At 72.5% G+C, this 14,242-nt stretch carries 15 protein-coding genes; 1 reads left to right on the top strand and 14 read right to left on the bottom strand.

The window, feature by feature from the left end; genetic code table 11:
• Window positions 1–4 precede the first annotated feature (4 nt).
• Entirely contained in the window at window positions 5–427 is a 423-nt protein-coding gene (locus A6B37_RS08505; RefSeq protein ID WP_102771590.1) for a PaaI family thioesterase, read from the bottom strand.
• Between the two features lie 70 nt (window positions 428–497).
• Here A6B37_RS08505 and dinB point away from each other — a divergent pair, with 70 nt between their 5' ends.
• Complete coding sequence (gene dinB / locus A6B37_RS08500; RefSeq protein ID WP_102771589.1) at window positions 498–1,577, top strand: DNA polymerase IV; 1,080 nt, start codon at window positions 498–500, stop codon at window positions 1,575–1,577.
• A 40-nt stretch (window positions 1,578–1,617) separates the two neighbouring features.
• Here dinB and A6B37_RS08495 read toward each other — a convergent pair whose 3' ends face one another.
• The 13 genes from A6B37_RS08495 to A6B37_RS08435 all read right to left on the bottom strand — a co-directional run bounded on the left by A6B37_RS08495 (window position 1,618) and on the right by A6B37_RS08435 (window position 14,242).
• Window positions 1,618–2,079, bottom strand: a complete 462-nt coding sequence (locus A6B37_RS08495; protein WP_102771588.1) for a GatB/YqeY domain-containing protein — start codon at window positions 2,077–2,079, stop codon at window positions 1,618–1,620.
• A gap of 69 nt (window positions 2,080–2,148) precedes the next feature.
• Window positions 2,149–3,372: a beta-ketoacyl-ACP synthase gene (locus A6B37_RS08490; protein WP_111825463.1), complete on the bottom strand. Its 1,224-nt coding sequence runs from the start codon at window positions 3,370–3,372 to the stop codon at window positions 2,149–2,151.
• Window positions 3,372–4,103 carry a 3-oxoacyl-ACP reductase FabG gene (fabG, locus tag A6B37_RS08485; RefSeq protein WP_111825462.1) on the bottom strand — a complete coding sequence of 244 codons (732 nt, stop codon included), beginning with the start codon at window positions 4,101–4,103 and terminating at the stop codon, window positions 3,372–3,374. The genes A6B37_RS08490 and fabG overlap by 1 nt, the downstream gene beginning before the upstream one ends.
• The gene (locus tag A6B37_RS08480; RefSeq protein WP_102771585.1) at window positions 4,100–4,555 is read right to left on the bottom strand and encodes a hotdog family protein; all 456 of its coding nucleotides are present in this window, start codon (window positions 4,553–4,555) and stop codon (window positions 4,100–4,102) included. The genes fabG and A6B37_RS08480 overlap by 4 nt, the downstream gene beginning before the upstream one ends.
• Window positions 4,552–5,751 carry a beta-ketoacyl-ACP synthase gene (locus A6B37_RS08475; protein ID WP_111825461.1) on the bottom strand — a complete coding sequence of 400 codons (1,200 nt, stop codon included), beginning with the start codon at window positions 5,749–5,751 and terminating at the stop codon, window positions 4,552–4,554. The genes A6B37_RS08480 and A6B37_RS08475 overlap by 4 nt, the downstream gene beginning before the upstream one ends.
• A complete protein-coding gene (locus A6B37_RS08470; protein WP_111825577.1) occupies window positions 5,748–6,287 on the bottom strand; it encodes a hypothetical protein in 540 nt (179 codons plus the stop codon). The genes A6B37_RS08475 and A6B37_RS08470 overlap by 4 nt, the downstream gene beginning before the upstream one ends.
• A complete protein-coding gene (locus A6B37_RS08465) occupies window positions 6,284–7,528 on the bottom strand; it encodes an NAD(P)/FAD-dependent oxidoreductase (RefSeq protein WP_111825460.1) in 1,245 nt (414 codons plus the stop codon). The genes A6B37_RS08470 and A6B37_RS08465 overlap by 4 nt, the downstream gene beginning before the upstream one ends.
• 13 nt (window positions 7,529–7,541) lie before the next feature.
• A complete protein-coding gene (locus tag A6B37_RS08460; RefSeq protein ID WP_111825459.1) occupies window positions 7,542–9,869 on the bottom strand; it encodes a hypothetical protein in 2,328 nt (775 codons plus the stop codon).
• Complete coding sequence (locus A6B37_RS08455) at window positions 9,853–10,461, bottom strand: outer membrane lipoprotein carrier protein LolA (protein ID WP_102771581.1); 609 nt, start codon at window positions 10,459–10,461, stop codon at window positions 9,853–9,855. The genes A6B37_RS08460 and A6B37_RS08455 overlap by 17 nt, the downstream gene beginning before the upstream one ends.
• Complete coding sequence (locus tag A6B37_RS08450) at window positions 10,458–10,901, bottom strand: thioesterase family protein (protein ID WP_102771580.1); 444 nt, start codon at window positions 10,899–10,901, stop codon at window positions 10,458–10,460. Before A6B37_RS08450 ends, A6B37_RS08455 begins: the two co-directional genes overlap by 4 nt.
• Window positions 10,894–11,817 carry a glycosyl transferase gene (locus A6B37_RS08445; protein ID WP_111825458.1) on the bottom strand — a complete coding sequence of 308 codons (924 nt, stop codon included), beginning with the start codon at window positions 11,815–11,817 and terminating at the stop codon, window positions 10,894–10,896. Before A6B37_RS08445 ends, A6B37_RS08450 begins: the two co-directional genes overlap by 8 nt.
• On the bottom strand, window positions 11,814–12,566 hold the full coding sequence (locus A6B37_RS08440) for a glycosyltransferase family 2 protein (RefSeq protein ID WP_102771578.1): 753 nt from the start codon (window positions 12,564–12,566) through the stop codon (window positions 11,814–11,816). Before A6B37_RS08440 ends, A6B37_RS08445 begins: the two co-directional genes overlap by 4 nt.
• The gene (locus tag A6B37_RS08435; protein WP_111825457.1) at window positions 12,563–14,242 is read right to left on the bottom strand and encodes an AMP-binding protein; all 1,680 of its coding nucleotides are present in this window, start codon (window positions 14,240–14,242) and stop codon (window positions 12,563–12,565) included. The genes A6B37_RS08440 and A6B37_RS08435 overlap by 4 nt, the downstream gene beginning before the upstream one ends.

Raw genomic sequence — 14,242 nt, 5'->3', positions numbered from 1 at the left:
CCGGTCAGTCGCCGCCCGGGCGGCGGCGGATGATGCGGAACGTGGCGGTGGCGCGCGCCACCAGTTCGCCGTCGGCGCGGCGCACGTCGCCTTCGCAGAAGGCGATGGAGGCGCCGCGGCGCAGGCAGCGCGCCTCGATCTTCAGGTCGCCCGTGCCGGGCGACAGGAACGAGGTGTTCATGTCGATGGTGGCCATGCCTTCTTCGCCGTCGGCCGAGCCGCGCGCGGCGGCGCTCAAGGTGAAGTCGAGCACGCTCATCAGCGTGCCGCCGTGTATGTCGCCGCGGCTGTTGGTGAGGTCGGCGCGCCAGGGCAGCGAGGTGCGGGCATAGCCCGGCTCGATGTGCTCGGGCACCAGGCCGACGAAATGCATGAAGGGAATGGTGAGGCCGAAGTAATCGGTTTGCGCGGTTGCGGGTGCGGTCATGGAACGGTGATGGCGGGATTGGATAGCGGGTCGCCGGTCATAATATATGCTTTTGCCACGGGATATCAGGGTGTCTGAGGGGCGCAAGATCGTGCATGTGGACATGGACGCGTTCTATGCGTCGGTGGAGCAGCGCGACAATCCGGAGTTGCGCGGCCGGCCGGTGGTGGTGGCCTGGACCGGGCCGCGCTCGGTGGTCTGCGCCGCCTCGTACGAGGCGCGCCGCTACGGCATCCATTCGGCCATGTCGGCGGCGCGCGCCGAGCGCCTCTGTCCGCACGCGGTCTACGTGCCGCCGGACTTCAACCGCTACCGCGAAGTGTCGCGCCAGGTGCGCCAGATCTTCGCGCGCCATACCGATCTGATCGAACCGCTGTCGCTGGACGAGGCCTACCTCGACGTGACCGTCAACAAGTGCGGCCTGCCTTCGGCCACCGAGGTAGCCCAGGTCATCCGCCGGCAGATCCGCGAGGAAACCGGCCTGACCGCCTCGGCCGGCGTGGCCCCCAACAAATTCCTGGCCAAGATCGCCTCCGACTGGAACAAGCCGGACGGCCTGTTCGTGGTGCCGCCGGCCAAGGTGCTGGCCTTCCTGGAGCCGCTGCCGGTGCGCAAGGTGCCGGGCGTGGGCAAGGTGACCCAGGCCCGCCTGGAGCAGCTGGGCATCCATACCGTGGGCGACCTGGCCACCCACGGCGCGCAGGAGCTGGAGCATTACTTCGGCCGCTACGGGCGGCGCCTGTACGAACTGGCGCGCGGCATCGACGAGCGCGCGGTGCAGACCGACGCGCCGCTGCAGCAGGTCTCGGCCGAGACCACGTTCTCGCAGGACGTGCGCCTGGAGGCGCTGGGCGAGGCCATCGAGCGCATGGCGCAGAAGGTGTGGGACCAGGCGCTGAAAAAGGGCGCGCTGGGGCGCACCGTGGTGCTCAAGCTCAAGACCGACCGCTTCCGCATCCTGACGCGCAGCCAGACCAGCGCCTATCCGCCGGGGTCCGCGGCCGAACTGGCCGCGGTGGCGCGGCTGCTGTGCGAAAGAGTGGAACTGCCGCCGCACACGCTGTACCGGCTGGCGGGGGTGGGAATGAGCAATTTCGCCGAACCGGGCGAGCAGGCGCGCCAGCCGGATCTGTTCGGCGGGGTGTTCTGATTCGGTGCACGGCGGCCCGCCGCCGGCGGGCCGCGCGGGATCAGCCCAGGCGGGCCTTCACCTGCTGCGACAGCGCGCTCATGTCGGCGCGGCCGGCCAGCGACTGCTTCAGCAGCGCCATGACCTTGCCCATCGCGGGCGCGCCCGTCACGCCTTGCGCGGCCACTTCGGCCAGCGCCGCGTCGATGGCGGCGGCGACTTCCTCGGGCGTGGCGGCCTGCGGCAGGAATTCCTGCAGCACGGCCAGTTCGGCCTTTTCCTGCTCGGCGGTCTCGGTGCGGCCGGCCTGCTCGAAGGCGGCGATGGATTCGCGGCGCTGCTTAACCTGTTTTTCGATGATGGCGGTGATTTCGGCGTCGCTCAGGTCGCGGCGCTCGTCCACTTCTTTCTGCTTGACGGCGGCCAGCAGGAAGCGCAGCGTGGCCAGGCGTTCGGTGGCCTTGGCGCGCATGGCTTCCTTGACGGAGTCGGAGAGGCGGGTCTTGAGCGTAGCAGTGCTCATGGGGGAACCTTTTGAGGTGTTGCGGCAAACGGCTAGTTTAATCTCCCGGCCGCCGCCGCGGCGGCCGTTTCAGCGCCAGCGGCGGAAGATCAGCGAGGTGTTGATGCCGCCGAAGGCGAAGTTGTTGTTCATGACATATTCGTTGCTCATGCGGCGGCCCTCGGTCAGATAGTCCAGCTCGCCGCAGCGCGGATCGACGTGGTCCAGGTTCAGCGTGGGCGCGTACCAGTCGCGGTTGAGCATTTCGATGCTGAACCAGGATTCCAGCACGCCGCAGGCGCCCAGGGTATGGCCCAGGTAGCTCTTCTGCGAGCTGATCGGCATGCGGCTGCCGAACAGGCTGTGGGTGGCCTGGGTTTCGGCGATGTCGCCCTGCTCGGTGGCGGTGCCGTGGCCGTTGACGTAGCCGATGGCCTGCGGCGCCAGGCCGGCGTCGGCCAGCGCCATTTCCATGGCCACGCGCATGGTGCGGGCCTCCGGGCGGGTGATGTGGGCGCCGTCCGAGTTGCTGCCGAAACCCACGATTTCCGCATGGATGCGCGCGCCGCGCGCCAGCGCGTGGTCCAGCGATTCCATCACCAGCATGCCGGCGCCTTCGCCGATCACCAGGCCGTCGCGGTCGCGGTCGTAGGGGCGCGGGGTGAGGCCGGGCGTATCGTTCTTCTGGCTGGTGGCGTAGAGCGCGTCGAACACCAGCGCCTCGCTGGCGCAGAGCTCTTCGGCGCCGCCGGCCAGCATCAGTTCCTGGCGTCCGTAGCGCACGGCCTCGTAGGCGTAGCCGATGCCCTGGCTGCCCGAGGTGCAGGCGCTGGACGTGGGGATGATGCGGCCCTTGAGTTCGAAAAAGATGCCGACGTTGGCCGCCGTGGTGTGCGGCATCATGCGCACGTAGGAATTGGCGTTCAGGTCGTCGGTGACGCCGTTGAGCAGCATATTGCCGAAGGCGCGGATTTCCGCCGTGCTGCCGATGGACGAGCCGCAGGCCACGCCCATGCGGCCGTCCTTGATGGCGGGGTCGTCCAGCAGCGCCGCGTCGGCCAGGGCCAGCTCGGCGGCGCGCACCGCCAGCTGCGAGACGCGGCCCATGCTGCGCAGCTGCTTGCGGGTCCAGTGCGCTGGCGGGCGGAAATCCTCGATGGGCCCGGCCAGCCGGGTATTCAGTTCCGCGTAGCGCGACCATTCCGGCATGCAGCGGATGGCGCTGCGGCGCGCTTCCATCGCCGCGCGCACGCCGGCCCAGTCCGAACCCAGCGCGCTGATGCCGGCCATGCCGGTGACGACCACCCGCTTCATCAGCACAGCCCTCCGTTGACGCCGATGACCTGGCGCGTGATGTAGGCCGCGCCCGGCGACATCAGGAAGGCGACGGCGGCGGCCACTTCCTCGGGCCTTCCCATGCGCTGCGCCGGCACGGCCTTGAGGATCTCGTCGACCGGCACGTGCTCGTCCAGCATGTCGGTGTCGATCAGCCCGGGCGCCACGCAGTTCACGGTGATCTGGCGCTTGGCCAGCTCCACCGCCAGCGCCTTGGCCGCGCCGATCAGGCCGGCCTTGGACGCGCTGTAATTGACCTGGCCGCGGTTGCCCACCACGCCGGAGACGGAGGCGATGCAGACGATGCGGCCCGGCGCGCGGCGGCGGATCATGGGCATGGCCAGCGGACCCAGCACGTTGTAGAAGCCGTCCAGGTTGGTGCGCAGCACCTCGTCCCAGTCGTCGCCGGTCAGGGCGGGAAAGGCGCCGTCGCGCGTCAGGCCGGCGTTGAGCACCACGCCGTAGTAGGCGCCGTGGGCGTCGACGTCGGCCTGCAGCGCGGCCGCGCATTGCTGGCGGTCGGCGACGTCGAACTGCAGCACGCGGGCCTGGCGGCCGCGCGCCTGGACTTCGGCCTGCACGGCCTCGGCCTGGCCGCGCTGCCGGCGGCAGTGCAGCACCAGATCGTGGCCGGCGTCGGCCAGGGCCAGCGCGATCGCGCGGCCGATGCCGCGACTCGAACCGGTGACGAGGATGGGGGCTGCGCTCATTCGGGTGACTCTTCCTGGATAAAGGCGTTGGGGTCCTGCGGCTGGTAGACGTTCAGCCTGGCCTGCGCCAGCAGGCGCGCGCCGTCGTGCAGTTCGCATTCGAACACGCTGATGCCGCTGGCGTCGGCCAGGCCGCGGCGCACCTGGACCGTCAGGCGCGCGCCGGCCGGCAGGGCGTCGGCATGGCTTTCGTAGCGCCGCGTGCCCAGCAGAAAGCCCAGCTTGACGGGCTGGCCGGCCTCGCGCGCGCGGCAGCCGGCCCAGGCGCCCACGGCCTGGGCCATCAGCTCCATGCCCAGCCAGGGCGGCAGCGAACCGTCCGCCAGGCTATAGGGTCCGGGCTTGACGACGGCCAGCGCGCACAGGCTGTCCGCATCATAGCTGCGGATCTCGTCTATCAATATCATGTCGCCGGCGTGCGGCAGCAGGCTGGCGATGGGCCACGGGATCATGGCTGCGCTCCGAGGATCAGGCTGACGTTGTTACCGCCGAACGCGAACGAATTGCTCATGGCCACGCGCGGGCGGCCCGGCGCGTAGCGGTGCGCCGGCGTGCTGAATTCCAGCGCCGGCAGCTGCGGGTCGGACACGCCGTCCCAGACGTGGGGAATCAGGCGCGCGCCGGCATTGGAGGCCGACAGCGTGGCCCAGGCCAGCGCCGCCTCCAGCGCGCCGGCCGCGCCCAGGGCATGGCCGGTCAGCGCCTTGGTCGAACAGCACGGCACGCCCTGCGGGAACACGGCGTGCATGGCGTGGCTTTCCATCGCGTCGTTGTGCGGCGTGCCGGTGCCGTGCAGGTTGACCCAGCCGACGCTGGCCGCGTCCAGGCCGGCCGAGGCCAGGGCGGCCTGCATGGCCTGGCGCGCGCCGGCCCCGGTCGGCTCCGGCGCCGACATGTGCCAGGCGTCGGAACTGGCGCCTCCGCCGAGCAGGGCCACGCCGTCGGGCCCGGCCGCGTCGCGCGCCATCAGGAACAGCGCGCCGGCTTCGCCGATGTTGATGCCGCGGCGGTTGGCCGAGAACGGCAGGCACAGGCCGTCGTCGATGGCGCCGAGCGCGGCGAATCCGTTGATGGTCAGCCGGCACAGCGTGTCCGCGCCGCCGCAGACCACGGCGTCGCACAGGTCCAGTTCGAGCAGGCGGCGGGCCGACAGCAGGGCGCGCGCGCCCGAGGTGCAGGCCGTCGACAGCGTATAGGCCGGTCCGCTGACGCCCAGCCAGTCGGCGAAGAACGACGCAGGCGAGGACAGGGCCTGGCGGCGGTAGTCGTAGTCGGCCGGCCAGGCGCCGTGCGCGGCCAGGTGGCCGAAGGCGGGCGCGTTATCGTTCACGCCCGAGGTGCTGGTGCCCAGCACCACGGCCACGCGGCCCGGCCCGTAGCGCGCCACGGCGCCGCGCAATTGCGCTTCGATCTGCAGGGCCGCGGCCAGCAGCAACTGGTTGTTGCGGCTGCGGTGATGCGCCGGCAGGGCGTCGGGAATGGCCGGCAGCTCGCCGTCGTAGCCGCCCAGGGTCAGGGCGCGTCCGCGCACCCAGCCGGTGCGCGCGCGCATGCCGGACGTGTCGCCGGCCAGCGCGGCCGCGGCCACGGCGTCTATGCCCGCGCCCAGCGCGCAGACCACGCCGGGCTTGCCCAACCACGCGTTCATGGCTGCTCCTTCAGCGGCGAGATCCGCCAGTTCGTGCCGTCGGCGTCGACGATGGTGAAATCGCCGGCCCGGGCGGCGTCGGGCCAGCGCACGCTCCAGCGCGCGCGCCCCTGTTCCAGCAGGTCGCGCTGCAGCGCCGCGCCCGTGCGGCGCGCCTGCCAGCGGCCCGGACCATAGGCGGCGTCCAGCTCGGCCTCGGGCGTCCAGGCGAACATCAGCGCGGCGAACAGGTCGCGCGCCTGGGGGTTGGGGCGCAGGAAGCCGTCGTTGCGCCACTGGCCGTGTTCGAGCATCTGGCGGGCCTGCGGCACGCCCACCAGGTCGAACAGCGACCAGCGCAGCGCGGCGCCTTCGCGCTGCACCACCAGCATCGCGTCCTGCGGCGGCTGGCCGGGCGCGGCCTGCACCACGTGCAGCTGCCGGGGCAGCGCGAACGCCGCCGTGCGCGCCGGCAGGGGCGGGGCGCCGGCGCAGCCGGCCAGCGCGGCCGCCAGCCAGGCCGCGCCGATGCAGCGGGCGAGCCTCGTTATCGTCATGCGGCCTCCGGCGGCGCGTCGCTGCCGCGGCACAGTTCGCTCAGCATGCGCAGGCGGCGCTGCGGGCTGGCGACGAAGGGGTTGGACAGATCCCAGGCGTAGCCCGCCAGGATCGAACTGATCATGCGGCGGATCTCGGGTTGCGCGTGTTCGTAGAAAACCACGTCCTGGAATTCGCCGCTGTACCAGCCCTGCACGTAGGCGCGGAACGTCTCCACGCCCACCATGAGCGGGTCGGCGAACGCCGTCTGCCAATCGACCTGCGCGCCGCCCAGCTGGCGGTGCAGCGCGTCGGCGGCCAGCTTGGACGAGCGCAGCGCGATGGTCACGCCCGATGAAAACACCGGGTCCAGGAATTCCGCGGCATTGCCCAGCAGCGCGTAGCCGGGGCCATGCAGCCGGCGCACGCTGGCCGAATAGCCGCCGATGGCGCCGGCCGGCGTGTCCCAGACGGCGTGCTTCAGGATGCGTTCCAGGTTGGGCGCGGCGCGCGCCATCGCGCGCAGGACGGCCATCGGATCGGCATCGGCGCCGCCGAACCGTTCCTCGCCGCCCACCACGCCGAACGAGCTGCGGCCGTTGGAGAACGGGATCAGCCAGTACCAGATGCCGCGTTCCTCGGGATGCACGCTGATCAGGATTTTCTCGCGGTCGAAGCCAGGGTCGTCGATGCGGTCCTCGATATGGGTGTAGATGGCCTTGCGCGGCGGCATCGACGAGGGGATTTCCAGGTCCAGCAGGCGCGCCAGCACCCGCCCGTAGCCGCTGGCGTCGAGCACGAAGCGGGCCTGCACGCGGTAGCTGGCGCCGTCGGCGCCGCGCACCGCCAGCGTCGGCTCGCCATCGAAGTCGGCCGCGGTCACTTCCTGCCGGTAGCGCAGCTCCACGCCCTGGCGCGCCGCCTCGTCGGCCAGCACCTGGTCGAAGCGCGCGCGCTGCACCTGGAAGGTGGTGCCCGGACCGGGGGTGAACTTGTCGCGGAAGTCGAAATAGCTGTAGCGCTCGCCGCAGGCGAAGGCCGCGCCGTTCTTGACCTGGAAGCCCGCGGCCCGGACCGCCGGCAGCATGCCCGCTTCCTCCACGAATTCCAGGCAATGGGCCAGCAGGCTTTCGCCGATGGAAAAGCGCGGAAACTGCTGGCGCTCCAGCACCAGCACGTCATGCCCCTGCCGCTTGAGCAGCGCCGCGGCGACCGCGCCGGCCGGGCCCGCGCCGATGATCACGACTTCGCGTTGTTCCATCTCCGACCTTCTCCTATTCAGTTTGCGGCGCGGCCGGCCGGACCCAGGGCGCCCACAGCAGCGAGAAGGCCACGCCCAGCGCCACCGCCAGCCCGAAGTTGGCCAGCGCCGGGGTGCGGCTGAAAGCCAGCAGCCCGAAGGACAGCAGGGTGGTGGACGCGCTCAGCGCGATGCCGACGAGGCTGGCGGGCGCGCCCGCGATGCGCTCGTACATGAAGATCGCGTAATCCACCCCGATGGCCGACACCAGCAGCAGCCCGAACAGGCTGAACAGCGTGAGCGGCTGGCCCAGGTAGCCCAGCGCGGCCAGGCTGCATGCCGTGGCGGCGACCGGCACGGTCAGGATACGCCAGGCGGCCGCGCGCCCCAGCGTCAGCAGCAGCAGGGCGGCGGCCACGGCGTAGGACAGCAGCTTGAGTTCGGCGGCCTCGATGCGGGTGTCGGCGAACATGCGGTTCAGTTCGCCGCTGCGGTCCACCAGCGTCGCGCCCGGCACGGTTTCGGCGATGCCGGCGAGCGCGGCGGCGTCGCGCAGGCCCAGCAGGGTCACCATGCCCGCGACCTGCCCATCGCGCTCGCCCAGCCACAGGCCGCGCCAGCGTTCGGCCTGCTGGCCTTGCAGCGCCGCGGCGATGGTGACGGGCGGCAGGGCGGCGAGCGACCGCAGTTCCTCCTGCAAGGCTTCATAGGGAATGCCCAGGGCCGTAAGCGGGGCCCAGCGTTCGGGCTGCGCGGCCGCCGCGGCCAGGCTGCGGCCCAGCGCCTGCTGTTCGGCCACGGGCGCGACCAGCTGGCTCAAGGCGTTGTAGGCGGCGAGGTCGCCGCGTTCGACCAGGGCGTCCAGCGCCCGCGCCACGCGCGCCTGCCGGCGCAGCAGCTCGTCGGCGTCGGGCGCGCGCAGCAGGAAGAACTGGCTGGTCGGCACGAAGCCGGTGATCTCGCCGATCTGGCGCGCCTGCTGCAGCAGCGGCGCGGGCAGGCTCAGCCACTGCCGCAGGTCGTCCTGGACGCCGAGCCGGGCGATGCCGCCGGCGGCGCCCGCGGCCAGCGCGAGCGCGCCTATCCAGAACGCGCCGCGGCGGGCGTGCAGGCGTTCACGCGCATCCAGCGCCGCCGTCGACAGGCGCAGCAGCGGCTGCCAGGGACGCGGACGCCAGCCCTCCATCCAGGCCGGCAGCTGGCACACCGTGCAGGCGTAGGCGCCCAGCAGGCCGGCCGCGGAAAACACCGCCGTCTGCGTGAGCGCCGGAAACGGCGTGAACGCCAGCGCCACATAGCCCACCAGGGTGGCGGCCAGGCTGATGGTCAGCCCCGGCAGCACGCGCCGCAGCGCGGGCCAGCTGCGCCAGTCGGCCATGCCGTAGCTCTTGCCCAGCCAGTGCAGCGGAAAATCCACCGCCACCCCGATCAGGCTGGCGCCGATGACCAGGGTGAGCAGATGAATGGAGCCGAACACCGCCACGCAGGCCACCGCGCCGGTCACCAGGCCCACGGCCACCGGCGCGAAGGCCAGCAGGGCGCGCGCGCGGCGCAGCGTCAGCAGCAGCACCGCGACGATGCCCAGCGTGGCGCCGGCGCCGATCCAGCTGCTTTCGGCCACGGCCTGCGCGCGGCCGGCGGCCGCGTACAGCGGGCCGCCGGCCACCAGCAGTTCGGCGCCTTCGGCGTCCAGCACCTTGCGGTCCTGCTCCAGCTGCGCCGCGATGCGCTGGGGCGTGGCCGAGTCGAAGGCGTCGTCGCGGGTTTCGGCGCGCACCAGGATCCAGCGCCTGCCCGCATGCTCGGCCTGCAGGGTGCCGCTGCGTATGTCGTACTGCACCGCGCCGCCCGGATGCAGGGCTTCCTCGGCGCGGCGGGTCAGGCCGAGCCAGTCCTGGTCCGCCGGCACCAGCCCCGAGGACGAGAACGGATCCGACAGTTCGCGCGCGCGGCGCGCGGCGTAGGCGGCGGGATCGGTCTCCAGCTGGCGCCGGTCGGCCGCCGGCGGCATGGCCAGCCGGCCGGCCAGAAGCTGCCGGCGCAGCGCCGCCAGGTCCACGTCCAGTTCCACCTGCACGCGCGAAAACAGGCCACTGTCGGTCCAGCGCTGCGCCAGCCGGCGCGCGGGCGCGGCGGGGTCGGCGCCGGCCGACACCAGCGCGATCAGCTGGCGCGACAGCGGCTCCTGGATGCGGGCCTCGGCAAGCTGGCGCGTGGCGTCGCTGCCGGCGCGCGGCACCAGCTCCATCAGGTCGGCCGACACCGGCCAGCCGTTGCGGCACAGCCAGGCGCCCAGGCAGAGGACCAGCAGCAGCCCCAGCTTGAACAGCCGGGGCAGCCAGCGTTCAATCGGCAAACGCACGTTGCTCCTCGGCGGTGAGGGCCTGGGCGGCGGCCGCGTCCTGCATCTGCAGCACAGTGCGGTCGCCCTGCGTCTCGCGCAGTTCGATGCGCTGGACCAGCGCCGCGCCGTCGATCCGGATGCCGTCGAAGATCTGGCGCAGCAGCGCCGACCTGGGCGTGAGCACGAGCCGCCAGGCCTGGGCCGTGCCGCTGAGCGCAAGATCGAAGTTCTCGCGCAGGCCGCTGGTGTCGCCCGCCAGCACGGACAGGAACAGCTGGTTTTCGTGGCTGGCGCCTGCGCGCTGCGGCAGGGCCTGCCATTTGCCGTCGTCGCCGCGGCGCGAGATGCCGCGCGCGTCGATGCGCAGGTCCTGGGCCACGGGGGTGCGCAGCAGCCACAGCAGCCCCTTGCCGGCGGCCAGCGTGAAGTCGCCGCGGCTGGTGAGCGGCTGCGGCAGCGAGCGCAGGAATTTCTGCTGCACGAAGTGGCCGCGCACCACGGGCGCGGCGCGCAGCTGCGCCTGCAGGTCGGCCAGTTCGAAGGCCTGCGCGCTCCAGGACGGCAGGGCCAGCGCCAGCAGCGCGGCGCGCAGCAGGACGCGCCGCTTCATGCCGGCGCTTCCATGGCTTGCAGGCGGCGCCGCACGGCCTCGGTCAGCGCGGCCGGCGAGGCCAGCTGCATTTCGCCGGTCTCGATGCGGACCGCGACCTGCTCGGTGCTGGCCCGGGTCAGGCGCTGGCCGGTCTGCGCGTCCAGGATCAGGTAATGGATCTTCAAGCGATGCTCCCATTCCACCAGTTCGGCCCGCACGACCAGGCGCTGGCCGAACTGCGCCGGCTGCGCATAGCGCAGGTGCAGGTCGATCACGGGCCAGGCATAGCCGCTGGCCCGCATGGCGCAGTAGTTATAGCCCAGCGCGTCGAGCAGCTCGCAGCGCGCCTGTTCCAGGTACTTCACATAGTGGCCGTGCCAGACCACGTGGATCGAGTCGACGTCGAAGAATGGCACCCGGATTTCGACTTCAGCGCTGATCACGCCTCTTTTACGCATCGTCTTTCCAGAAAGGGTAGAAGTTGAACCATTGCAGCGGCGCCTGGCGGCAGTGCGCGGCCAGGCGGTCGGCGTAGCCCTGGGCCAGTTCCGCGATGCGCGCCGGGCGCGTGGCCCGCGTCCATTGCACGCGCTCGCGCAGGCGCTCCAGGCTCACGCGGTAGCGCGCGCCTTGGCGCGTGCAGAACAGCAGGTTGACCGGGCAGCCCAGCAGGCCGGCCAGCAGCCAGGGGCCCTGGGGCAGCAGGGCGGTGTCGCCCAGGAACTGCACCGGCGTGGTCCGGTCGCCCCGCAGCGGCACCCGGTCGCCGGCGATGGCCAGCCACTCGCCGCGCTCCAGCCGTTCGGCCAGGTCCAGCATGACGCCGGCGTCCAGCTCGCTGACCTGGATCATGCGCAGGCCGCCGCCGGCCTCGCCGAGCAGGCGGTTGAAGCGCGCCGCGTGCTTGTCGTGGACCAGCACGTTGAGCTTGAGCGTGCCCGCCTGTTGCGCCAGCGCGCGGCAGATTTCGATATTGCCCAGGTGCGAGCCGACCAGGATCTGGCCGCGGCCCCGGCCCATCTGCGCGTGCAGGCCGTCGGGATCGGCGATGTCCAGGCTGGCCGGCGTGATGCGGCCGCGCCAGGCGTCGAACTTGTCCAGGATGGCGTGCGCGAAGGCGAGGTACTGGCGGTAGACCGGCAGCGTGCGCGGCAGCGGCGCAGCCAGGCCGCCCGCCTGCCTCAGCCTGCGCTGGTAGGCGGCGATGGCGCGGCGCGCGCGGGCGCCGGAGACGTAGAAATACAGCACCACCAGCCAGACCACCGGCGCGATGGCGCGCCGGCCCAGCCTGCGCGCGGCCCAGACCGTCAGGCGCATGAGCGCCAGGCTGCCGCGTTCGGGCTGCTCGGCCCAGTGTCCGTCGGCCGCGCTCATGTCCGCGCTCCTCGCGCCAGCCGGCGCCACAGCAGCGCCGGCGCGCGCACCAGCATGCCGAAGAACAGGCGCGCGTGCATGCGGCTGATCAGCGCGTTGTCGCGCACGCCCTTGAAATGCGAGACGCCGTCTCGCGGGTAAGCCACGCGCGTCGGCAGCCAGATCATGGGCGCGCCGCGCCAGTGCAGCCGGACCAGCACCGCGATGTCGAAATCCATGCGCTGGCCGACCCGCGCGCCGTCGATCACCGGCAGCGCCAGCGACAGGGGATAGACGCGGAATCCGCACATGGCGTCGGGAATGTCGGCCGACAGCGTATTGATCCAGACCCAGACGCGGGTCAGCCAGCGGCCGTACAGGCGGCTGCGCGGCACGTCGTCGCCATATACCGGCCGGCCGCAGACCAGGGCTTGCGGGTGCTCGCGCGAGGCGCGCGCGAACGCAGCGGCGTCCGCCAGGGCATGCTGCCCGTCGGCGTCGACCTGCAGCGCGTGGGTGTAGCCCAGCGCCGCCGCCGCCCGCAGCCCGTCCTGCACCGCCGCGCCCTTGCCGCCGTTGGCCGGGCGCCGCAGCAGATGCGTGCCGGGCCGCGCGGCCAGCGCGTCCAGCACCGCGGCGCAGCCGGGCTCGGAGCCGTCGTCCACCAGCACGCAGGGCAGGCCTTGCGCGGCCAGTTGCGCCTGCACGGCGCCGACGGTGGCGCCGTGGTTGTACACGGGGATGAGCGCGCACAGGCGATAGCCGCTCATGGCGCGCCGTCCTCCAGGATGCGGCCCGACGAGCACGGCTGGCCGTCCACCGTATAGGCGAAATGCAGCTTGTGTTTGGCGGCGTCCCATTTCAGCGTCAGCGTCGCCGGGTCGCCGGGCCGGAGCAGGCGCTGGAACTTCAGGACCTCCATGCCGCCAAAGCGCAGGCCGGGCCGCAGGTCGCGCCGGGCCAGCGACATGGCCCAGCCGATCTGCGCCACGCCCGGCACCACCGGCACGGCCGGGAAGTGGCCGCTGAAATGGATCAGGTCGCAGGGGATCTCCATGGCGTAGCGGCGTTCGCCGTCGGCCCCGGCGGGCAGCGCCACGGCCTGCGGCGCCAGCGGACGCGGGCCGGCCGCGGCCTCGAAATCCTGCGGCAGCAGCTTGCCCTGCGCGTTGCAGGGCAGTTGCGTCATCAGGCGCCAGGCGCGCGGGATGGCCAGCGATTCGAAGCCGGCGGCCAGGTGCGCGCGCAGCTCGGCCAGGAGCGCCTTGCGCCCGCCGTTGCGCAGGGCGTGCAGGCCCCGGGCCGACAGCGCGACCAGCGCGACCAGCCGCGGCGCGCCGGCCAGCGTGCCCAGGCGCGCCTGCGCGACATAGCGGTGCTGCGCCAGCGCCTGCTCCAGCATGGGCAGCGAGATGCGCTTTTCTTCGATCTTGACGATGCGGTCCAGGCGGCCGAGCAGCCGGAATCCGCGTCCGCTCAGTTCGACGGCGTCGGCGGTCTGTTCCTCGGCCGCGCCGACCCAGGGCGACTGCACGCGCAGCGCGCCCTCGGCGTTGCGGCTCACGGCCACGCCGGGCAGCGGCCGCCAGTCCTGCGCGCCTTCGCGCCAGGCCACGGCGCCGGTTTCGGTGCTGCCGTAGATCTCGACGGGCCGCAGCCCGAGGTTGCGCGCGATGTGGTCGGACGCGTCGGCCGGCAGTTCGCCGCCGGCGGAATCGATGCGCAGCAGCCGCCCGCGCAACGCCGCCCAGTCCAGCCGCTGGCCCAGGCGGCGCAGCAGCGCCGGGCTGGCGATCCAGGCGAACTCGGGGTGGCGCAGGCTGGCGCGCTGCAGGTCTTCGGGATAGATGCGCTGGAACCTGTCCAGCAGCCGGCCCGCGCACAGCGGCCACAGCACCCGGAAGGGCAGGCCGTACATATGCTGGGCCGATACGCTGCCCAGCACGGGCGCGCGCATGCCGGGCCATTGCCGTTCCAGCGCGTCGACCTCGTCCATCAGTTGCCGCCAGGTCTTGGCGATGTGCTTGGACTGGCCGCTGGAGCCGGAGGTGCACAGCACCAGGCCCAGCGCGGGATCGAGTTCGGCGGGCGCCAGCGGCGTGCCCCGCAGGTCCGCCAGCCGCCATTGCCGCGGCGCCGGCAGCGGCACGGGCGCGTCGACGAGCCAGCCGTCCACGGTGCAATCCAGCGCCGCGCAGGTATGCGGCTGGACGTCGCCCGGCAGCACGGCCGTCGCGCCGGCCCGCCAGCAGGCCAGCAGCGCGACCGCCAGCATGGCCGCGTCTTCGAACCACAGCGCCACGCGGCGCAGCCGCAGCGCCTGCAGCGCGCCGGCCGCCGACAGGCAGGCCTGCGCGAAATCGGCGCGCGTGAGCAGCGGCTCGTCGGCGACCGCCAGCGCGGGCGCGCCCGGCTGCAGGAGTTGCGTCAGCGGCGTCCAGGACAT

The sequence above is a fragment of the Achromobacter sp. HZ01 genome, assembly GCF_003267925.1.
Lineage (GTDB): Bacteria > Pseudomonadota > Gammaproteobacteria > Burkholderiales > Burkholderiaceae_B > Achromobacter > Achromobacter pulmonis_A.
The sequence above is the reverse complement of the archived record's forward strand: the minus strand, read 5'-3'. Positions and strand labels throughout refer to the sequence as shown.

What these genes read in the sequence shown, in the direction of transcription:
- A6B37_RS08480 (WP_102771585.1), bottom strand. Translation starts at nt 4,555, where the DNA reads ATGATCCCGTGGCCCATCGCCAGCCTGCTGCCGCACGCCGGCGACATG.
- A6B37_RS08435 (WP_111825457.1), bottom strand. Translation starts at nt 14,242, where the DNA reads ATGTCCTGGACGCCGCTGACGCAACTCCTGCAGCCGGGCGCGCCCGCG.
- A6B37_RS08475 (WP_111825461.1), bottom strand. Translation starts at nt 5,751, where the DNA reads ATGAACGCGTGGTTGGGCAAGCCCGGCGTGGTCTGCGCGCTGGGCGCG.
- A6B37_RS08495 (WP_102771588.1), bottom strand. Translation starts at nt 2,079, where the DNA reads ATGAGCACTGCTACGCTCAAGACCCGCCTCTCCGACTCCGTCAAGGAA.
- A6B37_RS08440 (WP_102771578.1), bottom strand. Translation starts at nt 12,566, where the DNA reads ATGAGCGGCTATCGCCTGTGCGCGCTCATCCCCGTGTACAACCACGGC.
- A6B37_RS08505 (WP_102771590.1), bottom strand. Translation starts at nt 427, where the DNA reads ATGACCGCACCCGCAACCGCGCAAACCGATTACTTCGGCCTCACCATT.
- A6B37_RS08445 (WP_111825458.1), bottom strand. Translation starts at nt 11,817, where the DNA reads ATGAGCGCGGCCGACGGACACTGGGCCGAGCAGCCCGAACGCGGCAGC.
- A6B37_RS08470 (WP_111825577.1), bottom strand. Translation starts at nt 6,287, where the DNA reads ATGACGATAACGAGGCTCGCCCGCTGCATCGGCGCGGCCTGGCTGGCG.
- fabG (WP_111825462.1), bottom strand. Translation starts at nt 4,103, where the DNA reads ATGAGCGCAGCCCCCATCCTCGTCACCGGTTCGAGTCGCGGCATCGGC.
- A6B37_RS08490 (WP_111825463.1), bottom strand. Translation starts at nt 3,372, where the DNA reads ATGAAGCGGGTGGTCGTCACCGGCATGGCCGGCATCAGCGCGCTGGGT.
- A6B37_RS08465 (WP_111825460.1), bottom strand. Translation starts at nt 7,528, where the DNA reads ATGGAACAACGCGAAGTCGTGATCATCGGCGCGGGCCCGGCCGGCGCG.
- A6B37_RS08455 (WP_102771581.1), bottom strand. Translation starts at nt 10,461, where the DNA reads ATGAAGCGGCGCGTCCTGCTGCGCGCCGCGCTGCTGGCGCTGGCCCTG.
- A6B37_RS08450 (WP_102771580.1), bottom strand. Translation starts at nt 10,901, where the DNA reads ATGCGTAAAAGAGGCGTGATCAGCGCTGAAGTCGAAATCCGGGTGCCA.